Source organism: Actinokineospora terrae (assembly GCF_900111175.1).
GTDB lineage: Bacteria > Actinomycetota > Actinomycetes > Mycobacteriales > Pseudonocardiaceae > Actinokineospora > Actinokineospora terrae.
The window spans coordinates 786,775-811,609 of sequence record NZ_FOGI01000001.1 but is presented as its reverse complement, the minus strand read 5'-3'; the positions used below and the strand labels follow the sequence as shown (position 1 = coordinate 811,609).

Sequence of the window (24,835 nt, the reverse complement as noted above, 5' to 3'; positions counted from 1 at the left end):
TGGTCATGAGGCGGTGTCGCGCAGGGAGCCGATGACGGCGGCGAAGTCGGTGATGGTGGCGTTGGTGAAGAGGGCCTCGATGACCTCCTGCTCGGCGGCGGAGCTGATGTTGAAGGCGGTGCGGAGGTGGCCGATGATGCCGACCGCGTGCAGGGAGTCGCCGCCGACGTCGAAGAAGCCGTCCTCGGCGCCGAAGTCGTTGTGGCCGAGTTGGCGCGACCAGATCTCCAGCAGGTCGCGTTCCACGTCGGAGCGGGGTTGCACGCGCTCGTCGGGCGATGGGCTGTCCTGCCACGGCGCGGGGAGGGCCTTGTGGTCGATCTTGCCGTTGGGGGTGAGCGGGAGCGCGGCGATGGTCACGAAGTGGTTGGGGACCATGTAGCTGGGCAGTTGCTCGGCGAGCGCGGCGCGCAGCACGGCCGGGTCGGTGCTCTCCGAGCCGTCGACCACGAGGTACGCGGCGAGTTGGCGCTGCTTGCTGTGCGGGTGCGTCGGGGCGGCCACCAGGGCCTGGCGGACGCCGGGGTGCCTGCTCAGCGCGGCCTCGACCTCGCCGAGTTCGACCCGGTAACCGTTGATCTTGACCTGGAAGTCGTCGCGGCCGAGGATCTCGATGTCGCCGCCGGGCAGGTAGCGGCCGAGGTCGCCGGTGCGGTAGAGCCGTTCGCCGGTGCCGGGGTGCAGGACGAACCGCTCGGCGGTGCGCACCGGGTCGGCCCAGTAGCCGTCCGCGACGCCGACCCCGCCGATGTGGATCTCGCCCGCGACCCAGGTCGGGCACGGCTCGAACCGCTTGTCCAGCACGTGCAGCCTCTGGTTGGCCAGCGGCTTGCCGTACGGGATGCTCGGCCACTCCGGCGGCACCACGCCGATCGGGTTGAACACCGACCAGATGGACCCCTCGGTGGCGCCGCCGAGGCTGACCAGGTTCAGCTCCGGGAAGTGCCGGTGGACCTGCTCCGGCAGCGTCGTGGGGATCCAGTCGCCGCTGAGCAGGGCCAGCCGCAGCCGGCTGGCGGGGGTGGTGTCGCCGAGGGACTCGACCCAGATCCGCATCGGCGCGGGCACGCTGTTCCAGATCGTCACCCCGTGCCGGTCGATCAGCTCCGACCAGTGCGTCAGGTCGCTGGCCCGCTCCGGCGCGGGGACCACGACGGCGCCGCCCGCACCGAGGACGCCGAAGATGTCGTACACCGACAGGTCGAAACCGGTGGGCGCCAAGGCGAGCACTCTGTCGTCGCGGCTGACGCCGAAGCGCCGGTTGATGTCCTGGACGGTGTTGCCCGCGCTGCGGTGGGAGATCATCACGCCCTTGGGCTCGCCGGTGGAGCCGGAGGTGAAGATCACGTACGCCAGGTCGTCGTGGTCCTGCCTGCTGCCAACGGGATCCGCGCTGTGCCGGAGGGTGGCCTCGTCGCCGAGCGTGACGAGTTCGACCCCCTCCGGCCAGGCCAACCGGTCGCGCAGGTCGGGTTCGGTGACGACCGCGAGCACCCGGCAGCGCTCCAGCAGGGCCAACCGCCGCTGCTCGGGCAGGTCCGGGTCGATGGACACGTACGCCGCGCCGGAGTGCAGCACCCCGAGCAGCGCGGACACGAGGTCGGGACCGGGCCGCATCGACACCGCGATGACCGTGTTCGGCTCCGCACCACAGCACTCGCGCAGCCTGCGGGCCAGTCGGTGCGCGGGTTCGGTGAGGTGCCGGTAGGTGACCTCGGCACCATCGGCGATCACCGCGACGGCGTCGGGGGTCCGGCGCGCGGCATCGGCGACCAAGTCGTGCAGCAAGGCCGGGGGGATGTCGGTGTCGGTCGCGTTGGCGCGGGCGCGTTCGTCGGCTTGCGCGGCGGGCAGCGGGACCACGGCCGCGGTGCTGTCCCAGGCCGCGGCGTCGTCGACCAGGCGGTCGAGGAGAGTGCGGTAGGCGTGGAACATCGCGTCGAGGACCCCGGGGGCGAACAGGCCGGTGACCGAGTTCCAGGTGACGGCCACACCGCCGCCCTGGTCGACGACCTGGTTCTCCAGCCAGATCTGCGGCGTCTGGCTGGCGCTGTGCACGACCTCGCCGAAGCCGCTCAACGCCTCCGCGCCGCAGCCGAGCATGTCGGAGAACACGACCGGCATCGACGCGGCCCGGCCGTCGCCCTGCCTGCGGGTCAGCTCGCGCAGCACGCGGATGCCACCGAACGCCGCGTTCGCCTGGTCGTCGCGCAACCTGCGCTGCACGGCGGCGGCGCGCTCGTGGAAGGTCGTGCCCTCCCCCGCCCGCACGGCGAACAGGCTGGGCGAGAGGAAGTCGCCGAGCAGGTGGTCGACATCCGGGTGCAGCGGGTGCCGGTCGAGTCGGCTGAGCGCGACGGTGAACTCCTGGCGCTTCGACCAGGTCCGCAGCACCTCGCAGTAGGCGGCGAGCAGCAGCGCGGACGGGGTGATGCCGCGGCTTTCGGCGGCCGCGGTCATGGCGGCCCACCGCGGTCGCGTGATCACCGTGGCGCGGCGGCCGAAAGCAGGCCTGCCAATGCGTTCCGGCGCCGTGGCCAACGGGAGTTCGGGGGCGGCGGGGATCTCGTCGAGGCGCGAGAGCCAGTACTTCTCGGCCCAGCGCCCGGCCGTCGTGGTGGCCAGTTCTTGTTCGGCCAGCACGTAATCGCGGAAGGAGAGGTCGAGCGGCCGCGGTTCGGCGGTGGGGTTGTCGTAGAGCTCGCGCCACTGGCGCAGCATCTGGAAGAACCCACGGGCGTCGACGAACAGCAGGTCCATGCTCACGTGCAGCCGGAACCCGCGTTCGGTGAGCCGGGTGGCGCGGATGTCGAACAGCGGCCACCGGTCGACCGGCAGCACCTGGTCGGCCAACTCGGCGCGGATCGCGGCGACGGCGGCGGACCGGGCGGCCGGGGGTTCGGCGCGCAGGTCGGTGCAGGGGATGGCGTAGTGCGGAACCTGTTCCAGGACACGCTGTTCGCCGCCGGTGTCGACCACCGCGCGGAGCATGTCGTGCTGGGCGATGACCTTGTTGAGCGCCTCGGTGAGCCGGGCCAGGTCCAGGCCCTGGCTGTCGAACTCGAAGCTGAAGTGGCTCGACACCCCGCCGAGTTCCAGGCCCCGGTTGCGGCCGATCAGGTACGCGTACTGGATGTCGGTGAGCGGGAACGGCCGGTGCCGCTGGTCCGGTCGCGGCTCGGCGCGGGGCAGGTCGGAGCGGGGGGCCGCCGCCGGGCTGTCCGCGACGTTGCGCAGGTCGGACACGTGATCATCCATTGTGGTCGCACCTCTCCTTCGCGCGGCACACCACCGCCCGCGCCCCGCTGGGGCAGCCGAACGGTGGTGGGAGAACGGGATTCGCGCGACCGGACCGCGGGTGGACCGGTCCGATCGGCAGCCCGGAGCGGGCCGTCATTGACTGCTTCGCATAAGACCAGCGGCTCGCGACGGTTGTCAAGCGATCACCTATTCCGCCGATTTCCGGTCCGCGGCTCCCGAGTCGGCGAACGTGCGCTTGCGCGCGTGGGAATTCGGCTGTTCGGCGGGTTCGGCAATGGCGGTCGGGGGCACTAGACCACCGCTTTTCGCTGGTCCGGGAAAATGGCGATGGCCGACCTGGGCCAATCGAGTGAGCGGCGGATTCGGCCGCGTTGAACGCATTCGGGATTGCCTGCACGATGCGGCCATGAGCGACACTGCCCCGCCCCGGATCCTCATCGGCGCCACCGGATCGATCGCGGTGACGACGCTGCCCAGCTACCTCGCCGCCCTGCGCGCCCACCTCGGCGGCACGTACACGGTGCTGATGACGCACACCGCCACCGCGTTCCTGCCCGCCGCGACGGTGGCCATCCACGCCGACCGGGTGATCAGCGGCGAGTCCCCCGCCGACTGGCCGACCGACAAGCCCTCACGCCTGGCCGCCGACCACGACCTGTGCGTCGTGCTGCCCGCCACCGCCCACATCCTCGCCGCCGCCGCGACCGGCTCAGCCCCCAACCGGCTGGCCACGGTCATCCTCTCGGCCCGCCACCCCACCGTCTTCTTCCCCTCCATGGGCGCCGCCATGTGGGACAAGCCCGCCGTCCGCCGCAACATCACCCAACTCCGCGCCGACGGCCACCACATCCCCGACCCCGTGTGGCACGACACCTACGACGTGGGCACCAGGTCCATCTCCCACCACCCGACCATGCCCGCCCCCGCCGACGTAGCCAAGATCATCGGCGAGCTCCTGTCCCAGCAGGCCTGACCACCCCCGGCCGCGGCACAGCCCCTCCGGGTGCCGCGGCCGGAGGTGCGCAACCGCGGGGATTCTCGGACATGCCGCCATCGACAAGGCCGCCCGGGTACCAGGGCGGACCCGGCCGGGCCCGCGACGAGGCCGCGAGTCGCCGGGTCAGGGCACGAGTTGGTCGGTGCGGCGGCTGGGGGTGCCCTGGTCGAACCAGACGGCGAGTTCCTGCCAGGTCTCGGCGCAGGCGTGGGCGAGTTCGGCGACGACGCCGCGGCAGTGCTCGGGGACGGCGTCGAGCAAGCCCAAGCGGTCCTGGTCGGTGAGGGCGTGGATGCTGAGCAGGCGGATCAGCGCGCGGCCCATCTCGCTGAAGCGCAGCGACGGGTCCTGGCGCAGCCGCGAGAGCAGGTCGGACGGCGGGTCGCGCAGGGTGTCGACGACCAGGGCGGTGCTCGGCGGGTACTGCTCGCGCTGCCGCTGCTTGGGCGGGACCGGGTCCTCGCCCCTGGCCAGCCGGTCGCGGACGTCGCGGACGGTGCTCAGCGAGATGCCGGAGGCGGTGGCGACCTGCCGCAGGGACGTCGACGGGTCCTCGCGCAGCATCAGGCACGCCATCCGGCGGCCGTCGGCGCTGCTCAGCGGTCGGACCCGGCCGTCGCGGCCGATCCGGGTGCGCGACTGCGGGGCATCAGCAGTCGCGCACCGGCGGATCACCGCGACCGTCCTGGCGGCCAGGCCGGTCGCCGAGGCGATGGCCCGGTCCGACCACCTCGGGTGCGAGGCGATGATCCGCATGGCCGCGACCCTGCGGTCGGCGAGCGAGAGCGGCAGCCCGTGCGCGACGTTGGCCCGCACGCCGAGCACGAACGCCTCCGCCTCGTCCCCGTCGAAGTAGCGCACCCGGACGGTGTCCTCGCCGCAGATCACCGCGGCGCGCAGCCGGTGCATGCCGTCGATGACCCGCATGGTCGCCCGGTGCACCAGCACCGGCGGCAGCACGTCGGCCGACTCGGCGAGCAGCCGGACGTGGTCGCTGTCCTCACCGGCCAGCCGCGGCGAGTCCGACGGCCGCAGCGCGCTGATCGGCACGGTCACCGGCGGGCTCTGCTCCCACCAGTCCTCGGGTAAGACCCGGTCCGCGCCGGAATCCACCAGCTGAGAGTTCTCGCCACCGTGCCCCAATTGAACAACCCCCAGGATGGTCGGTTCAACATCGATTCGGCAGTGCGCGCTCTATTCGGCTTTTCTCGCCGGGCGATCAGAATCCGTGCCTGCGGTCACCGAGGACGATCTCGGCGACCTCGCGTTCCAGTTCCGCGGTGAACCCGTTCGCGCGCGCCCGGTTCCGGTGGGCCGCGACGGCGGACCCGGTCCGGTCGAGCACGACGCTCTGGTGAATGGCCATCGCGGCGGCGGTGCCCATTCCCGCGGCGGTGATGACCTGCGCGCGCGGGTTGACGACGTTGCCCGCGGCCCAGATCCCCGGCACGCTCGTGGCACCGGATCCGTCGACGACGAGGAAGCCGTTGGGGTCGGTGTCGCAGCCGAGCGCGGCCAGCACCCGGGTGTTGGGCACGAACCGCGGCGCGACGAACACCGCCGAGCGGGGTGTGCTGCCGCCCGCGGTCTCGACGCCGCGCAGGACGTCGTCGGCCACGACCAGCGCGCTCACCGCGCCCGGCATCGTGCGGATCCCCATGGCCGCCAACTGTTCCCGCTCGTCGTCGGGCAGCGCGTAGGTGTGCTCGAAGAGCACGACGTCGTCGGACCACTGGCGGACCATCAGCGCCTGATGGGTCGAGCCGGGGCCGGTGGCCAGGACGCCGAGCGGCTGGTCGCGCACCTCGTGGCCGTGGCAGTACGGGCACTGCAGGACGTCGCGGCCCCAGCGCTGCGCGACACCGGCGACCTCCGGCAGTTCGTCGTGCATGCCGGTGGTGACCAGGAGCCGTGGCGCGCTCATCTCGACGCCGTCCGCGCGGCGGACCGTGAACCCGGGCCGCACGTCCTCGACCGCCGTGTCGACCAGTTCGCCGCCGTACGCGGTCACCTCGGCGCGGCCGCGGTCGACCAGCTCGGCGGGCGGCATGCCGTCCCTGGTGAGGAAGCCGTGCATGTGCGCGGCGGAGGCGTTGCGCGGCGCGCCCGCGTCGACCACCGACACCGCCAGCCCGGCCCTGGCCAGCAGCAACGCCCCGCTGAGCCCCGCGGCACCGCCGCCGAGCACGAGGACGTCCCGCTCTACCACACCGTGGACCTCGCGGTCACCCGATCCCATGATTTCCCCTCGTGCTTGGCCGTCCTCCCAGCCGGAGACTACAGTATTCCAAGGAACACGGGAACTGGAGTGAAGCCTTGCGAGACAACCAATCGAGGCCAGACCTGTTCGAGGAGCTGGCGCGCGTCGGCAAGGCGCTGGGCAACGGGAAGCGGCTGGAGCTCATCGACCTGCTCGCCCAGGGCGCGCGCGGGGTGGTCGAACTGGCCAGGGAAGCGGGCCTGACCGTCACCACGACGTCGGCGCACCTGCAGACGCTCAAGCACGCGGGCCTGGTCACCGGCAACCGCGACGGCACCACGATCCGCTACCGCATCGCCAGCGGCGGGGTGGCCGCGCTCTACAGCCAACTGCTGGAGGTGGCCGCCACCCAACTGGCCGATGTGGACATCGCCGCGCGCCGCTACCTGGGTCCTGAGGACACCGAGGCCATCGACCGCACCGAACTGCTGCGCCGCGTGCGCGCCGGTGAGGCCATCGTGGTGGACGTCCGCCCCGCGATGGAGTTCACCGCGGGCCACATCCCCGGCGCGCTGTCCATCCCGCTCGACGAACTCCGCTCCCGCCTCGACGAACTCCCCTCAGAACTCGAGGTCGTCGCCTACTGCCGAGGCATCTACTGCACCTTCTCCCACGACGCCGTCCGCCTCCTCACCGCCACCGGCCGCCGAGCCGTCCGCCTAGCCGACGGCATCCTCGAATGGCAGGTCGCAGGCAACCCGGTCACCACCGACGAGGCCACTCACTAGTCCTGTTTGGACTCACCCGGCCCGCTCCGCCCCTGCTCGACGCGGTCCGGCCACTCCGCCCCCGAGCTGATCGCCAGAGCAGGCCCGCCCCCGCAGCCCTCACCGAAGCGGTGTTGTCCACAACCCTTTGGTGACTTCTTGCCGTCACAGACGCCACTCCTGGTGGGCCGCCCGCGTCTCGTCTGCCGGTCAGCGCCCAACGATCAAGTGTCCATAGTGGACAGCAGGCGCCACTCAGGCGGTCTCGGGATCAACGGGCTCAGGGGCCGGGTCTGTGAGGCGTTCGCGCAGGTGGCGCCAGATCACGGCGGCGATGGCGGCCACCGGGACGGCCAGCAGGCTGCCCGCGATGCCCGCGAGGGTGCCGCCGAGGGTCACCGCCAGGAGGACGACCGCGGCGTGCAGGCCGAGGCTGCGGCTCTGGAGCATCGGCTGGAAGACGTTGCCCTCCAGTTGTTGCACGGCGATGATGATGCCCAGGACGATCAGGGCGTCGGTCGGGCCGTTGGAGACGAGGGCGATCAGCACGGCGACGAAGCCGGCGAACAGGGCGCCGACGATCGGGACGAAGGCGGCGACGAAGGTCAGCACCGCCAGCGGGAGCACCAGCGGCACGCCCATGATCCACAGGCCGATGCCGATGAACACCGCGTCGAGCAGGCCGACGAACGCCTGGGAGCGGACGAACGAGCCGAGGGTGTCCCAGCAGCGGGTGGCCACGACCGGGACGTCCAGGGCGAGGCGGCCGGGCAGTTGCCGGGCGAGCCACGGCAGGAAGCGGGGGCCGTCCTTGAGGAAGTAGAACATCAGGAACACCGCGAGCACGGCGGTCACCAGCCCGTTGGCGACCGTCCCGACGCCGGTCACGGTCGCGTTGACGATGCTCCCGACGCTGCCCTGCAACCGGGCGACGCCCGCGTCGAGCGCACTGGTCACCTGGTCGTCGCGGATGTTGAGCGGCGGGCCGGACGCCCACTCGCGCAGCTGCTGGATGCCGCTGACCACCCCGTCGACCAGGTCACCGGACTGCGAGGCCACCGGGATCGCGATCAGCGCCGCCGTCCCGACCGCGACCAGCAGGAACAGCACGGTCACCGCCGAGGCCGCCAGCGCCGGGTGCCAGCCGCGCACCCGCAGGAACCGGGCGAGCGGCCAGGTGAGCGTGGTGATCAGCAGCGCGATCACCACCGGCCAGATGACCGACCACATCCAGCCGAGCAGCCACAGCACCACCCCCGACAGCAGCAGCACCAGCAGCACGTCGAGACTGGTCCGCGCGGAGGAGCGCAACGCCGCCCTCGCCTTGCCCGCGTTCACGGTGTCACCCACGAGACCACCTAAGCACCCGCCCCACCGTTCAGCAGGCAACAACTCCGCCGTGTTCGGGTGATGCTCGGCTGAACTCCCGCCGACGACCGGAGCGCCAGGTCCCCGGTCCAGGTCAGCAGGGGGTGTTGTCGCCCGTGGCCTGGTTGACGCGGCGGGCGATGTCGCGGAGTTGGCGGACCTGCGCCTTGGTCAGGCTGTCGAACACCACGCGGCGGACCGTGTCGACGTGGCCGGGGGCGCTGTCGACCAGGGCGGCCATGCCCTCGTCGGTGGGGGTCGCCAGCGTGTAGCGACCGTCGGTGGGGTCGGGCCTGCGGTCAGACGCGCGGGAGCCCTCCCACCCGGCGGGCGAGAGGGCTTCCGGGGTCATCGGGCCGCGACGGCCACCGCGGGGATCGGGAGTTCGGGCGACTCGGCGGGCGCGCACCGGGTGCCGTCGGCGGGGGCGCGCAGGGTGATCAGGTACCGGTCGGCAGCCTTGCGCACGCAGTCGGTGCGGATGTAGGAGATGTGGCCCCAGCCCTCGTAGGTGAGCAGGACGGTCTTGTCGCGGGTCTTGCGGTGGAACGACCGGGCCCAGTCGTAGCCGGTGGACGGGTCGTGCAGGTTGTTCAGCATCAGGATCGTGGGCGCGTCGTCGAGGCGGGGACGGCGTTGCGGATTGGTGGCGTCCGGCAGGCCGACGCAGCCGTGCACGATGTCGTGGCTGAGGAACGCGCGGGACAGGTGCGGCGACAGCTCCCGCGACCGGTCGAGCAGCGCGGTGTACTCGCGCAGCGACCGGGGCCGGATCTGCCAGTCCTGGCAGAAGACCGGGAGGAACGGGTTGGGCTCGACCTCGTTGGCGGCAAGCGCTTTCGCCGTGGTGCCGGACAGGGCGAGCAGCCAGTGGGAGAGTTGTGTCCAACTGGGATCGTAGAGCGACCACAGGGTGTACTGGAGGATCTGGCTCGTGGTCACCTTGCGGCTGGGGTCGCCGGGTTCGGTGATCTCGCCGCGATCGGCTCGGGCGACCAGGTTGTCGAGGAAGGCGCCGACGTCGCGGCCGCGTAGGGCGCAGTTCTCGTTGGCGGTGCACCATTTCTCGAATTCGCGGAACGAGTCTGCGCCCGCGCTCGCTGTGGTCTCGACGAAGCTCTTGGCGTCTACGCTGTGGTCGAGGTTGGAGTCGTTGACCATCGCGCGCAGGTTGCGGCCGTAGCGCTCGGCGTAGAGCTGGCCGACGAGGGTGCCGTAGGAGACGCCGTAGTAGCTGATCTTCCGCTCGCCGAGGGCCCGGCGGATCGCGTCCACGTCGTCGACGACGGCTAGGGAGTCGGCGTGGTCGTAGATCGGGCCGCTGCGCGCCCGGCAGTCGGCGGCGAGTTTCCGGTTGTACCGCCCGATCGCGTCGAACCCGGCCTGCGTGGTCGGGTAGGTCGACGGCCTGGCGGCGAGCAGGTCCGACGAGCACACAATCGGACTACTCCGCCCGACACCGCGCGGGTCGAACCCGATGATGTCGAACCGGTCCCGGATGTCCTGACTGAACCACGACGGCGCCGCGAACGCGAACTCCACCCCGGACGGCCCCGGCCCACCCGGGTGGATCACCAGGCTCCCGACCCGCTTGTCCGGCTTCGCGGCCTTCCGCCTGGCCAGCGCCAGGTCGAACCTCGCCCCGCCCGGATTCCCCCAGTCCACCGGCACCCGAACGGTTCCGCACTCGACCTCGGGCAGTTCCGCGCAAGGCCGCCACTCAACACCCCCACCCACCACCCCGGGCGCCGCCGAGGCCACCGGCCCCACCCCCACCACAAGCCCAACCACCGCGACCAACCCGCCGACCACCCGGGACACCGAACCCACAGCCCGCCACCTCCACCGCCGATGCCCACCCGGGCACAGGAAGTGTTCACCAGTCCGAATCGGCGCACAATCGTCCCAATGGCCCACTTTTCCCGATTCCCGTTGCACAGAGCGCACCGAACAGTCCGGAAAGGATGGTCAGTCCCCATTGCGGCACAAAAAGCCTCACTCATCGAGACTCTCCGCAGCTCACACCGGTACCAGTCGGCCATCCACCTGGCGTCAGTCCACCGGTTCGAAGGGTTGTGGATAAGTCCGGGAATCTGAAGACGGTGGTGGTCGGTTCCTGAGGAGATATCCAGCGGGGAGCGGGAGTCCACTGAGGATGCTTGGGTGTGGGACGATCGTGGGCATGGTGTGGGAATTGAATCCGGTTGAGCGGCGCGATGGGGTGCCCACGGAGGACGAGTGGTCCTGGTTGACCGTCGTCCCGGGGAAGTCGCGGGTGTTCGGGTGGGATCTCCACTTCCGTGAAGGGTGGGCGGAGTTCGTCGACGTGTTTGGTGGGGGTGTGATTGAGGAGTTGAGCGGGTTGGCCCTGCTGACGGTGAAGCCGGATGCGGTGGTGGGGCGGCGGGGGCGTCGGGTGGTGGATTATCTGGTGGGGAATGGTTTTGTGCCGGTGGGGGCGGCGCGGTTCGGGTATACGAGGCATTCGGTGCGGGAGGTGTGGCGGTACGACTGGGACGTGTACCCGGTCGACCGGTTGCGGTTCTCGTCGTTGTGGTACGCGGCCAATGACGTGGTGTTGGTGGTGGCGCGGGATGTTCGGCCGACGCCGGGGGTGCCTGCGACGGTGCGGTTGGGGGCGTTGAAGGGGGTCACGGATCCCGCGCTGAACGAGTGGCACCACCTGCGGACGGTGCTCCGGCCGCCGAACCGGGTGCTCAACTTCGTGCACGTCGCCGACGAGCCCGCCGATGTCGTGCGCGAGTTGGCCATCTTCCTCGACCGCCCCGAACTGAGGCGACTCCTCGACAGCGTCCGGGAAGGCGCGGACCGCACCGAGCAGGTCCTCGCGACAATCGCCGACCTGGAGGCCGAATACCCGGCGCACGACCTGGACGTCGAAGCCGCGCTCGACCGGATGGCCCCGGTAATAGGCGCACAGGCAAAAGACAGACTCAGCGAGCTGATAGCCGGAAACAGCAAGATCCGCTGGGACGAGTTCACCGCACTGGTACCGCAGAACGCCGTCGACCTCTGGGATGTGATCGTGGTCGCGTCATTCGTGGTGCCGAGGGAACGGCCGGTGTAGCCCTGCGCACACAAGCAGGCCAGACGCGGGTGGGCGCTGCCAGGATCGGGGCGACCAGGCACATCTCAGCGTTGAGGAGTGACTTGACCGCGATCGCGCGCGTTGTCGGGCGGCAGGTGCTCGACAGCCGGGGCAACCCGACCGTCGAGGTGGACGTCGAACTGGCGGACGGGTCGCTGGGCAGGGCCGCGGTGCCCTCCGGCGCGTCGACCGGGACGAACGAGGCCGTCGAGCTGCGGGACGGTGACAAGTCGCGCTACCACGGCAAAGGCGTGCGCAAGGCGGTCGGCGCGGTCAACGGGGAGATCGCCGACGCGCTCACCGGCCTGGACGCGGAGGCTCAGTCCGAGGTCGACCGGGTCATGGTCGAGTTGGACGGCACGCCGAACAAGGCGCGGCTGGGCGCCAACGCCACCCTGGGGGTCTCGCTGGCGGTGGCCAAGGCGGCCGCGGCGGCGCACCGGCAACCGTTGTACCGCTACGTCGGCGGCGTCCACGCGCACCTGTTGCCGATGCCGATGATGAACATCATCAACGGCGGCGCGCACGCGGACAACGCGCTCGACTTCCAGGAGTTCATGATCGCCCCGGTCGGTGCGGAGGACTTCGCCGACGCGGTGCGGGTCGGGTCGGAGGTCTTCCACACCCTGCGCGAGCAGCTGCGGGACGCCGGGCACGACACCAACGTCGGCGACGAGGGCGGGTTCGCGCCGAACCTGGGTACCGCGGACGAGGCGCTGGAGTTCGTGGTCGCCGCGATCGAGCGCTCCGGCCACACCCCGGGCGAGGACGTCGCGGTGCTGCTCGACCCGGCCGCGTCGGAGTTCTACGCCGACGGCGTGTACGACTACCGCGGCGAGGGCCGCAAGCGCTCGGTCGGGGAGCACGTCGAGTACCTGGCCGACCTGGTGCGCCGGTTCCCCATCGTGTCCATTGAGGACGCCATGGCGCAGGACGACCTCGCGGGCTGGAAGCTGGTCACCGAGGCGCTGGGCGCGCACATCCAGCTCGTCGGCGACGATGTGTTCTGCACCAACGCTTCCCTGCTGGCCCAGGGCATCGACGACGGCATCGCGAACTCGATCCTGGTGAAGGTCAACCAGATCGGCACCCTCACCGAGATGCTGCTGACCGCGGGCACCGCCTTCAAGGCCGGGTACTCGGTGGTCATGTCCCACCGCTCCGGCGAGACCGAGGACACCACGATCGCCGACCTGGCGGTGGCCACCAACTGCGGCCAGATCAAGACCGGCTCACTGTCGCGTTCGGACCGCACCGCCAAGTACAACCAGCTGATCCGGATCGAGGAGGATCTGGGCTCCCAGGCCGGCTACGCGGGCGCCCGTTCCCTGAGCACCAACCGCTGACACTCCCCCGGCCGCCGAACAAGACTTCCACGTGACGCGGCAGCGCCCGCGAGGTCAGGCTGTTGGGCGCGGCCGGAAAGTGCGGCGGTAGGTGTCGGGTGGGATGCCGAGGGTGCGGGTGAAGTGGCGGCGCAGGGTGGTGGGGGTGCCCAGGCCGGTGGCCGCCGCTATGGACTCGATGGTTTTGTCGGTGGTTTCGAGGAGGTGTTGGGCGAGGCGGACGCGGTGGGTGAGCAGCCATTGGAGGGGCGTGGTTCCGGTGGCGGCGTGGAAGTGGCGGGTGAGGGTGCGGGTGCTGAGGTTCGCCTGGCGGGCGAGGTCCTCGACGGTGAAGGGGTGGTCGAGGTGTTCGGTGATCCAGGGCAGCAGCGCGGTGAGCGGGTGGGTGTCGCTGGCGGGCACCGGGGTGGTGACGAACTGGGCCTGGCCGCCCGCGCGGTGGGGTGGGACGACCAGGCGGCGGGCGAGGGTGTTGGCCACCGCGGAGCCGTAGTCGGAGCGGACCAGGTGCAGGCACAGGTCCATCGCGGCGGCCTTGCCCGCTGAGGTGAGGACGGTGCCGTTGTCGACGTAGAGGACGTCGGGGTCGACCTGCACCCGAGGGTACCGGGCGGCCAGCTCGGTCGTGTGCGCCCAGTGGGTCGTGGCGCGGCGGCCGTCCAGCAGACCGGCGGCGGCCAGGACGAACGCCCCCGTGCACAGCGACGCCACCCGCGCACCCGCCGCGTGGGCCGCGCGCACCGCCTCGACCAGGGCCGCCGGCGGCTCGACATCGACATCGGTCCACCCGGGGACGATCACCAGGTCGGTGTGGACCAGCTGGTCGAGGCCGTGATCGGGCACGAGGTGGAACCGCCCGAGCCGCACCGGCCCCTCACCGCAGACCGCGAAGTCGTACCAGGGTTCGACCACCCCGGCGGTGCCGAAGACCTCGTGCGCCAGGGCCAGCTCGAAGTGCAGCATGCCGTCGGTGGCGGCCAGCGCGACAGTGGGCATGTCCGAAAGTGTACGCGTCATGTCGTTCCGGACACTGGTCCGAACGAGGCGCACCCCCCAGGATGTCCACAGTGGATCACCCGAGGGAGAGTTGATGCAGGTCGCGGTGTACGGGGCGTACGGCCACACCGGCCGGTTCGTGGTCGCCGAGCTGCGGGAACGCGGCTATGACCCGATCCCCTCCGGACGCGATCCGGCCAAACTGGCCACGCTGGGCCCCCACACCCGCCAAGCCGCCATCGACGACCTCGCCGCACTCGACCGGGCCCTCGACGGCGCTGCCGCGGTGATCAACTGCGCCGGCCCGTTCGCCCTCACCGCGAGACCCGTCATGGAAGCAGCAGAGCGCGCGGGCATCCCCTACCTCGACATCGCCGCCGAGATCGAGGCGAACGTCGACACGTTCGCCCAGGTCACGACCACGACGGTCGTCCCGGCGATGGCCTTCTTCGGCGGTCTCGGCGACCTGCTGGCCACCGCCGCGATGGCCGACTGGACGAGCGCCGACGAGGTCGACGTCGCCTACGGCCTCACCGGCTGGCACCCCACCCCCGGCACCCTCACCGCGGGCGCGATCTCCCGGCAGCGACGAGACGGCCGCCGGGTCCGCCACACCGGCGGCAGGCTCGAGTACCACGACGACACCCCGTCGACCCGGCTGTGGCCGTTCCCGGCGGGGCCGCGCGAGGTGATCAGCGAGTTCAGCATGGCCGACATCGTCACCATCCCGAGCCACCTGGCCATTCCCGAGGTGCGCACCCACATGGCGACGACCGCGGCACAGGACCTGTCAGCAGCACAGGAGAGGACGACCGCGGAGTCCTTCGTGGTCGACGTGAGAGTGCGCAAGGGCAGGCAAGAGCGCCGCATTGTCGCAAGTGGACAGGACATCTACGCCGTCAGCGCCCCGCTCGTCGTGGAAGCCGCGCACCGTGTCCTCACTGGACAGACCAAGACCACCGGCGTCGCCGCACCCGGCAAGATCTTCGACGCCCTCGACTTCCTGCGTGCCCTGTCCCCCCGCATCACCTTGGAATAGAACAAGCCCGGCCGACCACCGGGTCGGCCGGGCTTTCACACACCAGGCGGCACAGGCGCGGCGACCGTGACCCCCACCGGCTGGCGGCGCAACCGCGGCAACACGACCAGCCACACCAGAACCGCCGAACACCCGTACGCCACGGCGATGGTGAGACTCATCGACAACGGCGTGGTCCCGCCCAGCGACACCAGGGGCGCCACCAGCGGACCGATGGCGAACCCGGACGTGCCCAGCAACGCCGCCGCCGAGCCTGCCCGGTCCCGGTGGTCGGCCAACGCCAGCGCCGACCCGTTGGACTGGGTGCCGCCGCCGACGAGCATCATCAGCGCCAGCGGGACGAGCAGCGCGACCATCCCCGCGTCGAACAGCACCGTGACCAGCATGGCGAGCGCGGCGACCGCCGTGGCGACGGTGCAGATCACGTACATCCGCGCGGGCCCGGCCTTACGCACCACCACCCGGTTGATCTGCGCGCCGATCACCGACATGACCGCGTTCGCCGCGAAGCAGACGCTGAACAGCTGCGGGGAAAGTGAGTAGCTGTCCTGCAGCACGAAGCTGATCGAGGCCAGGTAGGTGAAGAACGCCGTGCCGCCGAACGCGCCGACGACCAGGAAGCTGAGGAACAGCCGGTCCCGCACGAGGACGGTGAACCCCATCTCGGCGCCGGGAGCGTGTCGTGCCTGCGGTGGCAGGCTCTCCGGCAAAGCGGTCAGCGCGAGCACGAACAGCGCGACCCCGATCGCGGCGAGGACGGCGAAGATCCCCCGCCACCCCATGATCGGCGCCAGTTGCCCGCCGACCACCGGGGCCACGATCGGTGCCAGCGCGCCGACCGTCGTCAGCATCACCAGCAGCCGCACCAGGTCGACGCCCTCGGTGAGGTCACGGGCGACGGCGAGCGCGATGACGATGCCCGCCGACCCGCACAGCCCCTGGAAGAACCGGGCGGCCAGCAGCAGCTCGATCGACGGGGTGATCGCGCACACCAGCGACAGCACCGCGAACAGCCCGACGCCGATCAGCAGCGGTCTGCGCCTGCCGAACCGGTCGCTGAGCGGCCCGACCGCCAGCTGGCCGAGCGCCAGGCCGAGCATGCACGCCGACATGGTGGCCTGGGCGAGGCTGGAGCTGGTGTCGAGCTCGACCGCGAGCTGGGGCAGCGCGGGCATGTAGAGGTCCATCGAGATCGGACCGAACATCTCCAGCAGCCCCAGCACGACGGCGACGCGGCGCAGGCTCACGGCGACCGCAGGATCCGCCGCAGCCAGGACAGCCTGGCCGCGACCGCGGCGCGGGAGACCTCGGCGTCCGGGGAGAACCCGGAGAAGCCGTGGTACCCGCCCGCCCACACGTGCAGCTCGGCCTGCCCGCCGGTGGCCCAGATCCGCAGCGCGTACTCGGTCGCCTCGTCGCGGAAGATCTCCGCGGCGCCGACGTCGATGAACGCGGGCGGCAGGTTCGACAGGTCCGCCATCCTGGCCGGGACCTGGTACGGGGACGCCTCGTCGGTGAACCGCTTCGCGCCGAGGATGGCGTCCCAGGCGGTGTCGTTGTTGTTGCGGTCCCAGGCGCCGCGCCCGTCGTACTGGCGGGTGGACACGCTGGTGTTGCGGTCGTCGAGCATCGGGCACAGCAGCACCTGACCGGCGATGCGCGGCCCGCCGCGGTCGCGGGCCAGCAGCGAGACCCCGGCGGAGAGGCCGCCGCCCGCGCTGGCACCGGTGACGATGATCCGGTCGGGGTCGACGCCGAGTTCGTCGGCGTGCTCGGCGAGCCACACCAGGCCCGCGTAGCAGTCCTCGACGGCGGCGGGCGCCGGGTGCTCGGGGGCCAGCCGGTACTCGACCGACACCCCGACCGCGCCGAAGGCCAGCACGTCGGCGATGAGGCCGTCGATGCCGAAGCTCCGGTTGCCCAGGACCATGCCGCCGCCGTGGATGCTGTAGATCGCGGGCGCGCCGGTCACACCGCCGCGCGGGCGCACGATGGTCAACTCGATGTCCGGCGCCCCGGCCGGGCCGGGCACGACGCGTTCCTCCAGGTCGACCGGGTGGTCGCCGACCATGACCTCGACCGGCGGGAGGATGGTGGCGAAGTGGTCGCGGTTGACCAGGATGGTGTCGGCGCGCAGCGGGATCCGCTCGACCATGTCGAGGAACGCGGCGAGGCCGGGCTCCAGCTCAGGGTCGTACGGGACCGGCTGGTAGCTCTCGGCGCTCATCTGCCCAGCCCCAGCACGCGGCGGAACCAGGAGTTGCGGGTCTCCAGGGCGACCTTGCTGACCGGCCAGTCGGGCACGTACATGTCGAAGCCGTGGAACGCGCCGCTCCACACGTGCAGCTCGGCCTGGCCGCCTGTCGCCCAGATGCGCAGCGCGTACTGGGTGTCCTCGTCGCGGAACGGCTCGGCGCTGCCCACCTCGATGAACGCGGGCGGCAGGCCGGACAGGTCGGTGGCGCGGGTGGGCGCGGCGTACGGGGACACCGCGTCGGTGCCGACCGCGTCGCCGAGCAGCGACCGCCAGCCCGCCAGGTTGGACTCGCGGGTCCAGGTGCCGATGCCGCGGTACTGGTGGCTGGCGACGGTGGTGTTGGTGTCGTCGATCATCGGGCACAGCAGCAGCTGACCGGCGAGCGCGGGGCCGCCGCGGTCGCGGGCAAGCAGGGCGACGCCCGCGGACAGGCCGCCGCCCGCGCTGCCGCCCATGACGACGATGCGGTCGGGGTCGACGCCCAGCTCGGCGGCGTTGTCGGCCATCCACACGAGCCCGGCGTAGCAGTCCTCGACCGGCGCGGGGTGCGGGTGCTCGGGGGCGAGCCGGTACTCGACGTTGACGGCGACGACGCCCAGCTCCAGCACGAGGGCCAGCAGCCTGCCGACGTCCATGTTGCGGTGGCCGACCATCATGCCGCCGCCGTGGATGTTGTAGAGGCCGGGCACGGTGCCGACCAGCTCGCGCGGGGAGATGATGGTGATCTCCAGGTCCGGCGCGCCGTCCGGGCCGGGGATGGTGCGCTCGACGACGTCGACCGGGGCGTCACCGACGGCCTCCGCGGCGGGCGGGAACATCGCGGCCATCCCCGCGCGCATCCCGGGGATGGTCTCCGGGGTGAACGGCGGGGCGTCCGGCATGACGATCCGGGCGAGCGCGCCCTCGATGTCCGGGTCGAACGGGACGGGGGTGTGGGTCACGGCGGAGTCCTCGCTCGTGGGGTCGGTGATCACGGGCCCTCCGGGTCCACCACGCCGCGGTCGAACCAGAACGGCTCGACGAGCGCGCGCAGCTCCTCGCGGCCGACCTGCTCGACGAGGTCGACGGCGGCCAGGTTGTCGGCGAGCTGCGACTGCTTGGTCGCGCCGAACAGGGTGGTGACGTTGGCCGGGTGGGTCAGGGTGAAGGCGACGGCGAGGCGGGCGGCGCTGGTGCCCAGCTTGGCTGCGACCTCGGCGACGGCGGGGGCGTTGTCGCGGATCTTGGCCTGGACGCCGCCGGGGTCGCGGCCGACCTCGCGGCCGGTGGTCGACCCGGCGAGCAGACCGCCCTCCAGCACGTCGGAAGCCTGCATGCTGAAGCCGTCGTCGAACAGCGCGGCGAACGGCTCGCCGTCCGGGATGGACCGGCGGCCGATGCTGTACTTGAGCTGCGCGATCTCGGGGCCGTCGACCCCGCGCTCGGCGGCGATCTCCTGGAGGCGGCGGATGTTGGTCGCCGACCAGTTGTTGACGCCCCAGGCGCGGATGAGCCCGGCCTTCTTGAGGGTGGCGAGGTCGTCGACGAGGTCTTCCAGGACGATGTCGTCGCGCCGGATGTCGCCGAGGATCACCAGGTCGGCGACGTCGAAGCCGCCGCGCAGGAAGGCGTTCTCCAGCTGTGGGCGGAAGCCCTCGTCGCCGAAGCCCTCCAGCCACAGCTTCGCCGAGACGAGGTACTCCTCGCGGGGGATGCCGGAGGCGCGCATCATCGCGCTCCAGATGACGTCGGTGAACACCGGCGGCATGCCGGGGAAGCCGTAGACGCCGACGTCGAACAGGTTGATCCCGGCGGCGACGGCGGTGCGGACCATCGCGACGGCGTCGGCGAAGTCCATCCGGTCGTAGGTGTGCCAGGAGCCGATGGACAGGGCGGAGACCTCCAGCTCGGTGTTCCCGAGGCGGCGGCGGGGGAGGACGGACACGGTGGGTGCTCCTACGGGGTCAGGGGAGACGGGGGTCGATGACGGCCTTGACCTCGTCGAGCCGGTGCATGGCCTCGATCCGGTCGGAGGCGGCCGAGAGGCCGACCGGGGTGCCGAAGAGCCGGTCCCAGGGGAACCGGTCGGCGAAGGCGCCGAAGAACTCGATCGCCCGGTGGTAGTCGGAGATGTCGCCGTTGAGCGATCCGGAGATGGTGAGCTCCTTGCCCATCACGGTGCCCAGCGGCAGCGGCGCGGAGACCGGCCCGGTGGTGCCGACGATGACGACCTGCCCGCGCTGCGCGGCCATCGCCACCGCCTCGGGGCCGACGGTGGGGGCACCCGCGAAGTCGAGCACCAGGTCGGCGCCGTGGCCGCCGGTGAGCTCGCGGACCCGCTCGACGATGCCATCGGACCCCAGCGAGATGTCGACGACCGCGTCGGCCCCGAACTCCCCCGCGAGCGTCAACCGCGACTCGGGCGCGCCGACCGTGATGACCTTCGCCGCCCCGGAGATGTGCGCGACCGCGGTGGCGAAGATCCCGAGCGCGCCGGATCCCTGCACGACGACCTGCTTGCCGGTAAGTCCACCGACGTAGGTGAACGCCCTGAGCACGGTCTTCGCCGCACACCCGGCCATCGCGGCCCAGGTGCTGGGCACGGCGTCGGGGAGCAGCAACTTGGCGGCGCGGGGGACGACGTAGGCGTACTCGGACAGGCCCGCGGTGGCATACGGGGGCACGTCGGAGCGCTGCAGGAACCCGTAACCGCGCTTGGAGCAGGCAACCGGCTCCCGCAGCACGACACAGCCGTAACACTCACCGCAGGTGGACTCCGACCACCCGATCCGCTGCCCCACGGCGATCTCCCGCCCCAGCGCGTCCCGGGTACCCGCCCCAACGGCGACGACCTCGCCGACCATCTCGTGGCCGAGCACCATGGGCAGCATGCCGGGGAAGCTCATCTTCCCCGACCAGATCTCCACATCCGTACCGCACAGGGTGGCGCACGAGACCCGCACCAACGCGGCCCCCGGCTCCACCTCTGACGGCAGCGGAAGTTCAGTGAGGTGCAGCGGCTTGCCGTGCTCGATCAGCACCGCCGCGCGGGTGGAGGTGGGGACGGTCATCGCACTCCTTCCGATACCCGGGAGGCGCACACCGGCCATCCCAGTGCTGGTTAGTCTACGTCTGTCGATAAAAAAGTCGAGAGGCTCGCCACAGCGGGTTTGGAGCGGGGTGAACGGTCGCCGGGGGTCATCCACAGGGGGGTGAGCCATCCACAGGGGGCGAGTTGGGGCTTCAGAGGCTTGGGGGGATCTCGGTAGGCTGTGTATCGGGGGCTGCCGTGGTGGGTTTGATCTTGAGCTGAGGGTGTTCCGGCTCTCGGTCTCGCCTGCGGCGTCGACGAACAGACCTCGCCTTCGGCATTGGCCCGGGCGCGAGTTACGAGCTTTGCTCGATGCGGTGGACTCGTTTTGCGCGGGGCCCCGACAGCACCCGTGGCAGAACCACAAAGCAGGGGCCGAAAAGCAGGCCCTGCCGCGTGGACGACGCTACGGGCACTGCTCCCCCACACAAAACAAGTCCACCCCATCGAGCCGGCTTGGCACCAGCGACTCCGAGGAGCGCGGTTCGGCCAACGTCTGAGAGGGGCAGTTTGTCGGCCAACGCCCGTGAGGGGTGCATTGGGGCCAACGTCTGTGAGGGCCGGGTGGTTGGCCAACGTCGTTTGGGGGCGCGCCCGAGGGGGCTTGTTGGGGCCTTCGGGGTGGTGGGTCTACACCAGTAGTTGGCCGCCGTCCACCGGCAGGCTGACACCCGTGATGTGGGCAGCAGAAGGCCCTGCCAGGAAGACCGCAGCGGCGGCAACCTGCTCAACCGGCGCCAGCTGGCGGAGCGGGATGCGGCTCACCCAGGCCTCACGAGCAGGGGAACCCTCCGGAAGGCCGAGGGCCAGCATCGGGGTCAGCACAGGCCCGGGGGCCACCGCGTTGACCCGGATGCCGTGCGGGGCCAGTTCGATGGCCGCCCACCTGGTCAACGCGTCCACAGCGGCCTTGCTGCTCTCGTAGCCGCCCATGCCGGGGGTGGGTTGGCGGCCGCCGATGGAGGACAGGTTGACGATGGTGCCGCCCTGGCCCCTGGCGACCATGCGGCGGGCAACGTGCTGGGTGGTGAGGAAGGTGCCGTGGACGTTGACCTGGAGGATCTTGAGCAGGTCGGCGGCAGGCAGTTCCAGCAGGGCGCCGTGCACGGTCAGGATGCCCGCGTTGTTGACCAGCACGTCCACCTCGCCGACCTCGGCGAGGGCGGCGGTGATCGAGGGCTCGTCGGTGATGTCGAGGGTCACGCCGCGCACGCCGAGGTCGGCGGCGGCTTCCTCGACGCCTGCGAGGTCGGCGATGACGACGTCATCACCCAGGGCGGAGAACGCGGTGGCGATCGCGCGGCCGATGCCGCCCGCTCCCCCGGTGACCAGGACGGTGCGCGCAGAAGTCATCGTGGGTTCCTCTCGACTGACCGGACCATGAATATACGTGCGTAGACATTTGCCCCGGTCACGCCGGTACCGGACCGACTACCGGCTGTTGTTCGCCAACGGGCGATATTCCGCACGTGACCGGGACGTTACGCAACCTTGACATCTTGTTACCTCGCCGGGCACCAAAGACCCTTGACTGCCGGGCTGGCGTTTTTAGTCTACGTACATAGACTAACCACTCTCCCCGTCAGCGCACCAGGCTCGGGCGAACCCACCACCCCCTTTGCGAGGAGCAGTCCATGACCGCACCCACCCCTGACCGCATCGTCGACATCGCGATCGGCTACATGGGCGCCAAGCAGTTGTTCGCCGCGTCGCGGATCGGGCTGTTCCCGGCGCTGGCCGACGGCCCGCGCACCGCGGCGGAGCTGGCGGAGACCACCGGCGTCAGCGAGCGGATGGTCCGCATCCTGGCCGACGCGATGAACGGCAAGGGCCTGCTCGACCGCGTCGACGGCAAGTACTCCCTGGCCGACGACTCCGCCGCGTTCCTCGCCGGTAGCGGCGACACCGACCTCGCGCCGTTCCTCACCTTCCTCAACGACATCAGCTACGGCCACTGGCTGCAGTTCGACAAGAGCGTCGACACCACCACGCCGGGCGAGCTGCAGATGGACGAGGCCCGCTGGGGCACCTTCATGGCGGGCGTCATGCGCTACAACGCGCTGCACGCGGCGATGCTGGCCCGCGGCTTCGACTTCACCCCCTACAAGTCGATGCTCGACCTGGGCGGCCTGTCCCCCGAGTTCGCCCTGGGCGCGCTGCGGGCCAACGCCGAGCTGACCGTCAAGTTCGTCTTCGCGCCCGACTTCGAGCAGGCCATCGTCGACGCCGTGGCCGCGGCGGGCTTCGCCGACCGCGCGAGCGTCGAGCCCGCCCCCACCGAGACCGCCGCACCCGGCGGCGACCACGACATCGTCATGGTCAACCACGTCATCCACCGGTTCACCGCCGAGCAGAACCAGGCGATCCTGGCCAACGCGCGCGCGGCCGCGAGCGACGGCGCGACCCTGCTGCTGCTCGACTTCTTCCTCGACGACGACGAGCGCCAGCGCGCGATCGACGGCCTGCACGCGGGCGAGTACTTCGTCATCGACGGAACAGTGGTCTACCCCGAGGCCGAGGTCCGCGGCTGGCTGGCGGCGACCGGCTGGGCGGCGCGCGAGGTCATCGCGCTGCCAGGCAGCCCCCGCGTACTGGTCGCCCACGCGATCTGACCAGGCGTTACCCGCCCGGCCCGGCAGTTGTCCACCGCCAGCGGCCGGGAAAGCCCGAGAATTTTCAACGTCGGTAGACCATTGATTTATTTGCCGACGACCGTAGACTATCCCGCACCACAGTGAGCCAGGTCTCACTTCTTGATCCGCATGTTTCGCAAGGCGAGGACGGCTTCGCGGCAGCGGCGCGGGACCCCCGTGAGCTAGTCCCCCCACCCGAGAGAAGGCTCCATGACGAGGACACGGACAGCGGCACTGGTCGCTATCGCCGTCGCGGCGGCGACCGCGCTCGCCGGTTGTACCGGCAACGCGGGCGGCACCGCGGGCGGCACGACCGGCGGCAACGGCGGCGGCCAGGAGATCACCGAGCTCAAGGCGGGCGTCTTCCTCGACGTCACGTCCTGGGACCCGGCCAGCGCCGACATCGGCTTCGACGGCCCGTACATGTCCGCCGTCTACGACCCGCTGGTCGCACTGGACAACAGCGGCAAGCCGGTGCCCGCGCTGGCCACCAAGTGGGAGTGGTCGGCCGACCGGCTCACCCTCACCGCCGACCTGCGCACGGGCGTCACCTTCGAGGACGGCCAGAAGTTCGACGCGGCCGCCGCGGTGGCCAACATCGACCACCTGAAGAAGGGCGTGCGCTCCGGCCAGGCCTACCTCAACGTCTCCGGCGCCACCGCCAAGGACGAGGACACCATCGAGATCAAGCTGACCAAGCGCGACGACTCGCTGCTGTACTTCATGGGTCTCGGCCGCAGCTGGATGGCCTCCCCCGCCGCGATCCAGGCCGGTTCGCTGGCCAACGGCCCGGTCGGGTCCGGCCCGTACACCTTCGACAAGGCCAACTCCGCGCCGCAGTCGCAGTACGTTTTCACCAAGAAGGCGAACCACTGGGACAGCGCGACCTACCCGTTCCCCTCGGTGAAGCTGTTCCCGATCACCGACCAGACCGCGAGCTTCAACGCGATGCTCTCCGGCCAGCTCAACATGCAGTTCGCCAACGCGGCGAACCTGGCCAAGGCCAAGGAGAACGGCTGGAACGTCGCCTCCAAGCCGTCCTCGTGGGTCGGCGTGCAGTTCGCCGACCGCACCGGCGCGCAGGTCAAGGCGCTCGGTGAGCAGAAGGTGCGCCAGGCCATCAGCTACGCGTTCGACTCCGCGGGCATCCTGCAGGCGGTCGGCAACGGGTCGGGCACCGCGACCAACCAGCTGTGGCCGGTCGACGGCGGCGTCTACGACAAGTCGATGGACACCAAGTACAAGACCGACATGGCCAAGGCCAAGTCGCTGCTGGCCGAGGCGGGCTACCCGGACGGCTTCAGCGTCAAGATGCCGATGTCGCCGATCTTCCAGGCCTGGCAGCCCGCGGCGAACCAGACCTTCGGCGAGCTGGGCATCAAGGTCGAGTGGGTCGACATGGCGATGCCGGACTACCAGAAGAACGCCCCGACCTACCCGATGTTCCTCGCCGTGATCGCCATGAGCGGCAACGACATGGCGACGCTCAGCGACCAGGTCACCACCGCGCAGTGGTACAACCCGAACCCGTCGGTGGACAAGTTCCCCGAGGTCAAGGCCCTGGTCGACGAGGTGGAGAAGGCCGATGAGGGCGCGGCGCAGACCGAGCTGCTCAAGAAGCTCAACACCAAGCTGGTCGACCTGGCCTGGTGGAGCGTCTGGTACCAGGCCGACAACACCTACTTCAGCGTCAAGGGCATCAAGGTGCAGCCGGTCACCGGCATGATGTTCCCGACCCTGCGGTTCATCCAGCGCGGCTGACGCGCCCGTGCCCGGCAGGTCCGTCCCGAGT

General features: G+C 70.9%; 20 protein-coding genes. 7 read left to right on the top strand and 13 right to left on the bottom strand.

Features of this window, described 5'->3' with window-relative positions:
* Nucleotides 1-3: 3 nt before the first annotated feature.
* Entirely contained in the window at nt 4-3,258 is a 3,255-nt protein-coding gene (locus BMY07_RS03215; RefSeq protein ID WP_092774851.1) for a non-ribosomal peptide synthetase, read from the bottom strand.
* Nucleotides 3,259-3,667: 409 nt separating this feature from the next.
* On the opposite strand from BMY07_RS03215, the gene BMY07_RS03210 reads away from it, so the two are divergent.
* The gene (locus BMY07_RS03210) at nt 3,668-4,234 is read left to right on the top strand and encodes a flavoprotein (RefSeq protein ID WP_092774850.1); all 567 of its coding nucleotides are present in this window, start codon (nt 3,668-3,670) and stop codon (nt 4,232-4,234) included.
* A 147-nt stretch (nt 4,235-4,381) separates the two neighbouring features.
* On the opposite strand, the gene BMY07_RS03205 is transcribed toward BMY07_RS03210, so the two are convergent.
* Together BMY07_RS03205 and BMY07_RS03200 are read right to left on the bottom strand one after the other, a co-directional pair.
* Nucleotides 4,382-5,371 carry a ParB/RepB/Spo0J family partition protein gene (locus BMY07_RS03205; protein ID WP_218150571.1) on the bottom strand — a complete coding sequence of 330 codons (990 nt, stop codon included), beginning with the start codon at nt 5,369-5,371 and terminating at the stop codon, nt 4,382-4,384.
* A 106-nt stretch (nt 5,372-5,477) separates the two neighbouring features.
* Nucleotides 5,478-6,497 carry an NAD(P)/FAD-dependent oxidoreductase gene (locus BMY07_RS03200; protein ID WP_092774849.1) on the bottom strand — a complete coding sequence of 340 codons (1,020 nt, stop codon included), beginning with the start codon at nt 6,495-6,497 and terminating at the stop codon, nt 5,478-5,480.
* 77 nt (nt 6,498-6,574) lie between these two features.
* Here BMY07_RS03200 and BMY07_RS03195 point away from each other — a divergent pair, with 77 nt between their 5' ends.
* Nucleotides 6,575-7,246: an ArsR/SmtB family transcription factor gene (locus BMY07_RS03195; RefSeq protein WP_092774848.1), complete on the top strand. Its 672-nt coding sequence runs from the start codon at nt 6,575-6,577 to the stop codon at nt 7,244-7,246.
* A gap of 234 nt (nt 7,247-7,480) precedes the next feature.
* Here BMY07_RS03195 and BMY07_RS03190 read toward each other — a convergent pair whose 3' ends face one another.
* The 3 genes from BMY07_RS03190 to BMY07_RS03180 all read right to left on the bottom strand — a co-directional run bounded on the left by BMY07_RS03190 (nt 7,481) and on the right by BMY07_RS03180 (nt 10,423).
* Nucleotides 7,481-8,575, bottom strand: coding sequence for an AI-2E family transporter (locus BMY07_RS03190; RefSeq protein WP_092774847.1), 1,095 nt, complete (start codon nt 8,573-8,575; stop codon nt 7,481-7,483).
* Nucleotides 8,576-8,687: 112 nt separating this feature from the next.
* Nucleotides 8,688-8,945, bottom strand: a complete 258-nt coding sequence (locus BMY07_RS03185; RefSeq protein ID WP_177215405.1) for a MarR family winged helix-turn-helix transcriptional regulator — start codon at nt 8,943-8,945, stop codon at nt 8,688-8,690.
* A complete protein-coding gene (locus tag BMY07_RS03180; protein WP_092774846.1) occupies nt 8,942-10,423 on the bottom strand; it encodes an alpha/beta hydrolase in 1,482 nt (493 codons plus the stop codon). Before BMY07_RS03180 ends, BMY07_RS03185 begins: the two co-directional genes overlap by 4 nt.
* A gap of 658 nt (nt 10,424-11,081) precedes the next feature.
* On the opposite strand from BMY07_RS03180, the gene BMY07_RS03175 reads away from it, so the two are divergent.
* Entirely contained in the window at nt 11,082-11,681 is a 600-nt protein-coding gene (locus tag BMY07_RS03175; protein WP_342741519.1) for a hypothetical protein, read from the top strand.
* An 83-nt stretch (nt 11,682-11,764) separates the two neighbouring features.
* Entirely contained in the window at nt 11,765-13,048 is a 1,284-nt protein-coding gene (gene eno, locus BMY07_RS03170; protein WP_092774844.1) for a phosphopyruvate hydratase, read from the top strand.
* A gap of 54 nt (nt 13,049-13,102) precedes the next feature.
* Here eno and BMY07_RS03165 read toward each other — a convergent pair whose 3' ends face one another.
* The gene (locus tag BMY07_RS03165) at nt 13,103-14,044 is read right to left on the bottom strand and encodes a helix-turn-helix domain-containing protein (protein ID WP_092774843.1); all 942 of its coding nucleotides are present in this window, start codon (nt 14,042-14,044) and stop codon (nt 13,103-13,105) included.
* Nucleotides 14,045-14,138: 94 nt separating this feature from the next.
* Between BMY07_RS03165 and BMY07_RS03160 the strand changes: the two genes are divergently transcribed.
* On the top strand, nt 14,139-15,083 hold the full coding sequence (locus BMY07_RS03160) for an NAD(P)H-binding protein (RefSeq protein WP_092774842.1): 945 nt from the start codon (nt 14,139-14,141) through the stop codon (nt 15,081-15,083).
* 35 nt (nt 15,084-15,118) lie between these two features.
* Here the strand turns inward: BMY07_RS03160 and BMY07_RS03155 are convergent, their stop codons facing one another.
* The 6 genes from BMY07_RS03155 to BMY07_RS03130 all read right to left on the bottom strand — a co-directional run bounded on the left by BMY07_RS03155 (nt 15,119) and on the right by BMY07_RS03130 (nt 21,763).
* Nucleotides 15,119-16,330: a multidrug effflux MFS transporter gene (locus BMY07_RS03155; protein WP_092774841.1), complete on the bottom strand. Its 1,212-nt coding sequence runs from the start codon at nt 16,328-16,330 to the stop codon at nt 15,119-15,121.
* Entirely contained in the window at nt 16,327-17,310 is a 984-nt protein-coding gene (locus BMY07_RS03150; protein ID WP_092774840.1) for an alpha/beta hydrolase, read from the bottom strand. The genes BMY07_RS03155 and BMY07_RS03150 overlap by 4 nt, the downstream gene beginning before the upstream one ends.
* A complete protein-coding gene (locus BMY07_RS03145; protein ID WP_425426222.1) occupies nt 17,307-18,221 on the bottom strand; it encodes an alpha/beta hydrolase in 915 nt (304 codons plus the stop codon). Before BMY07_RS03145 ends, BMY07_RS03150 begins: the two co-directional genes overlap by 4 nt.
* A gap of 89 nt (nt 18,222-18,310) precedes the next feature.
* The gene (locus BMY07_RS03140) at nt 18,311-19,264 is read right to left on the bottom strand and encodes an aldo/keto reductase (RefSeq protein ID WP_092774839.1); all 954 of its coding nucleotides are present in this window, start codon (nt 19,262-19,264) and stop codon (nt 18,311-18,313) included.
* Between the two features lie 19 nt (nt 19,265-19,283).
* Nucleotides 19,284-20,390 (bottom strand): zinc-binding dehydrogenase, encoded by a 1,107-nt coding sequence (locus tag BMY07_RS03135; RefSeq protein WP_092774838.1) that lies wholly within the window; start codon nt 20,388-20,390, stop codon nt 19,284-19,286.
* 650 nt (nt 20,391-21,040) lie between these two features.
* Nucleotides 21,041-21,763 (bottom strand): SDR family NAD(P)-dependent oxidoreductase, encoded by a 723-nt coding sequence (locus BMY07_RS03130; RefSeq protein ID WP_092774837.1) that lies wholly within the window; start codon nt 21,761-21,763, stop codon nt 21,041-21,043.
* Nucleotides 21,764-22,044: 281 nt separating this feature from the next.
* On the opposite strand from BMY07_RS03130, the gene BMY07_RS03125 reads away from it, so the two are divergent.
* The gene (locus BMY07_RS03125) at nt 22,045-23,022 is read left to right on the top strand and encodes a methyltransferase family protein (RefSeq protein ID WP_092774836.1); all 978 of its coding nucleotides are present in this window, start codon (nt 22,045-22,047) and stop codon (nt 23,020-23,022) included.
* A 231-nt stretch (nt 23,023-23,253) separates the two neighbouring features.
* Nucleotides 23,254-24,804, top strand: a complete 1,551-nt coding sequence (locus BMY07_RS03120) for an ABC transporter substrate-binding protein (RefSeq protein WP_092774835.1) — start codon at nt 23,254-23,256, stop codon at nt 24,802-24,804.
* Nucleotides 24,805-24,835 lie beyond the last annotated feature (31 nt).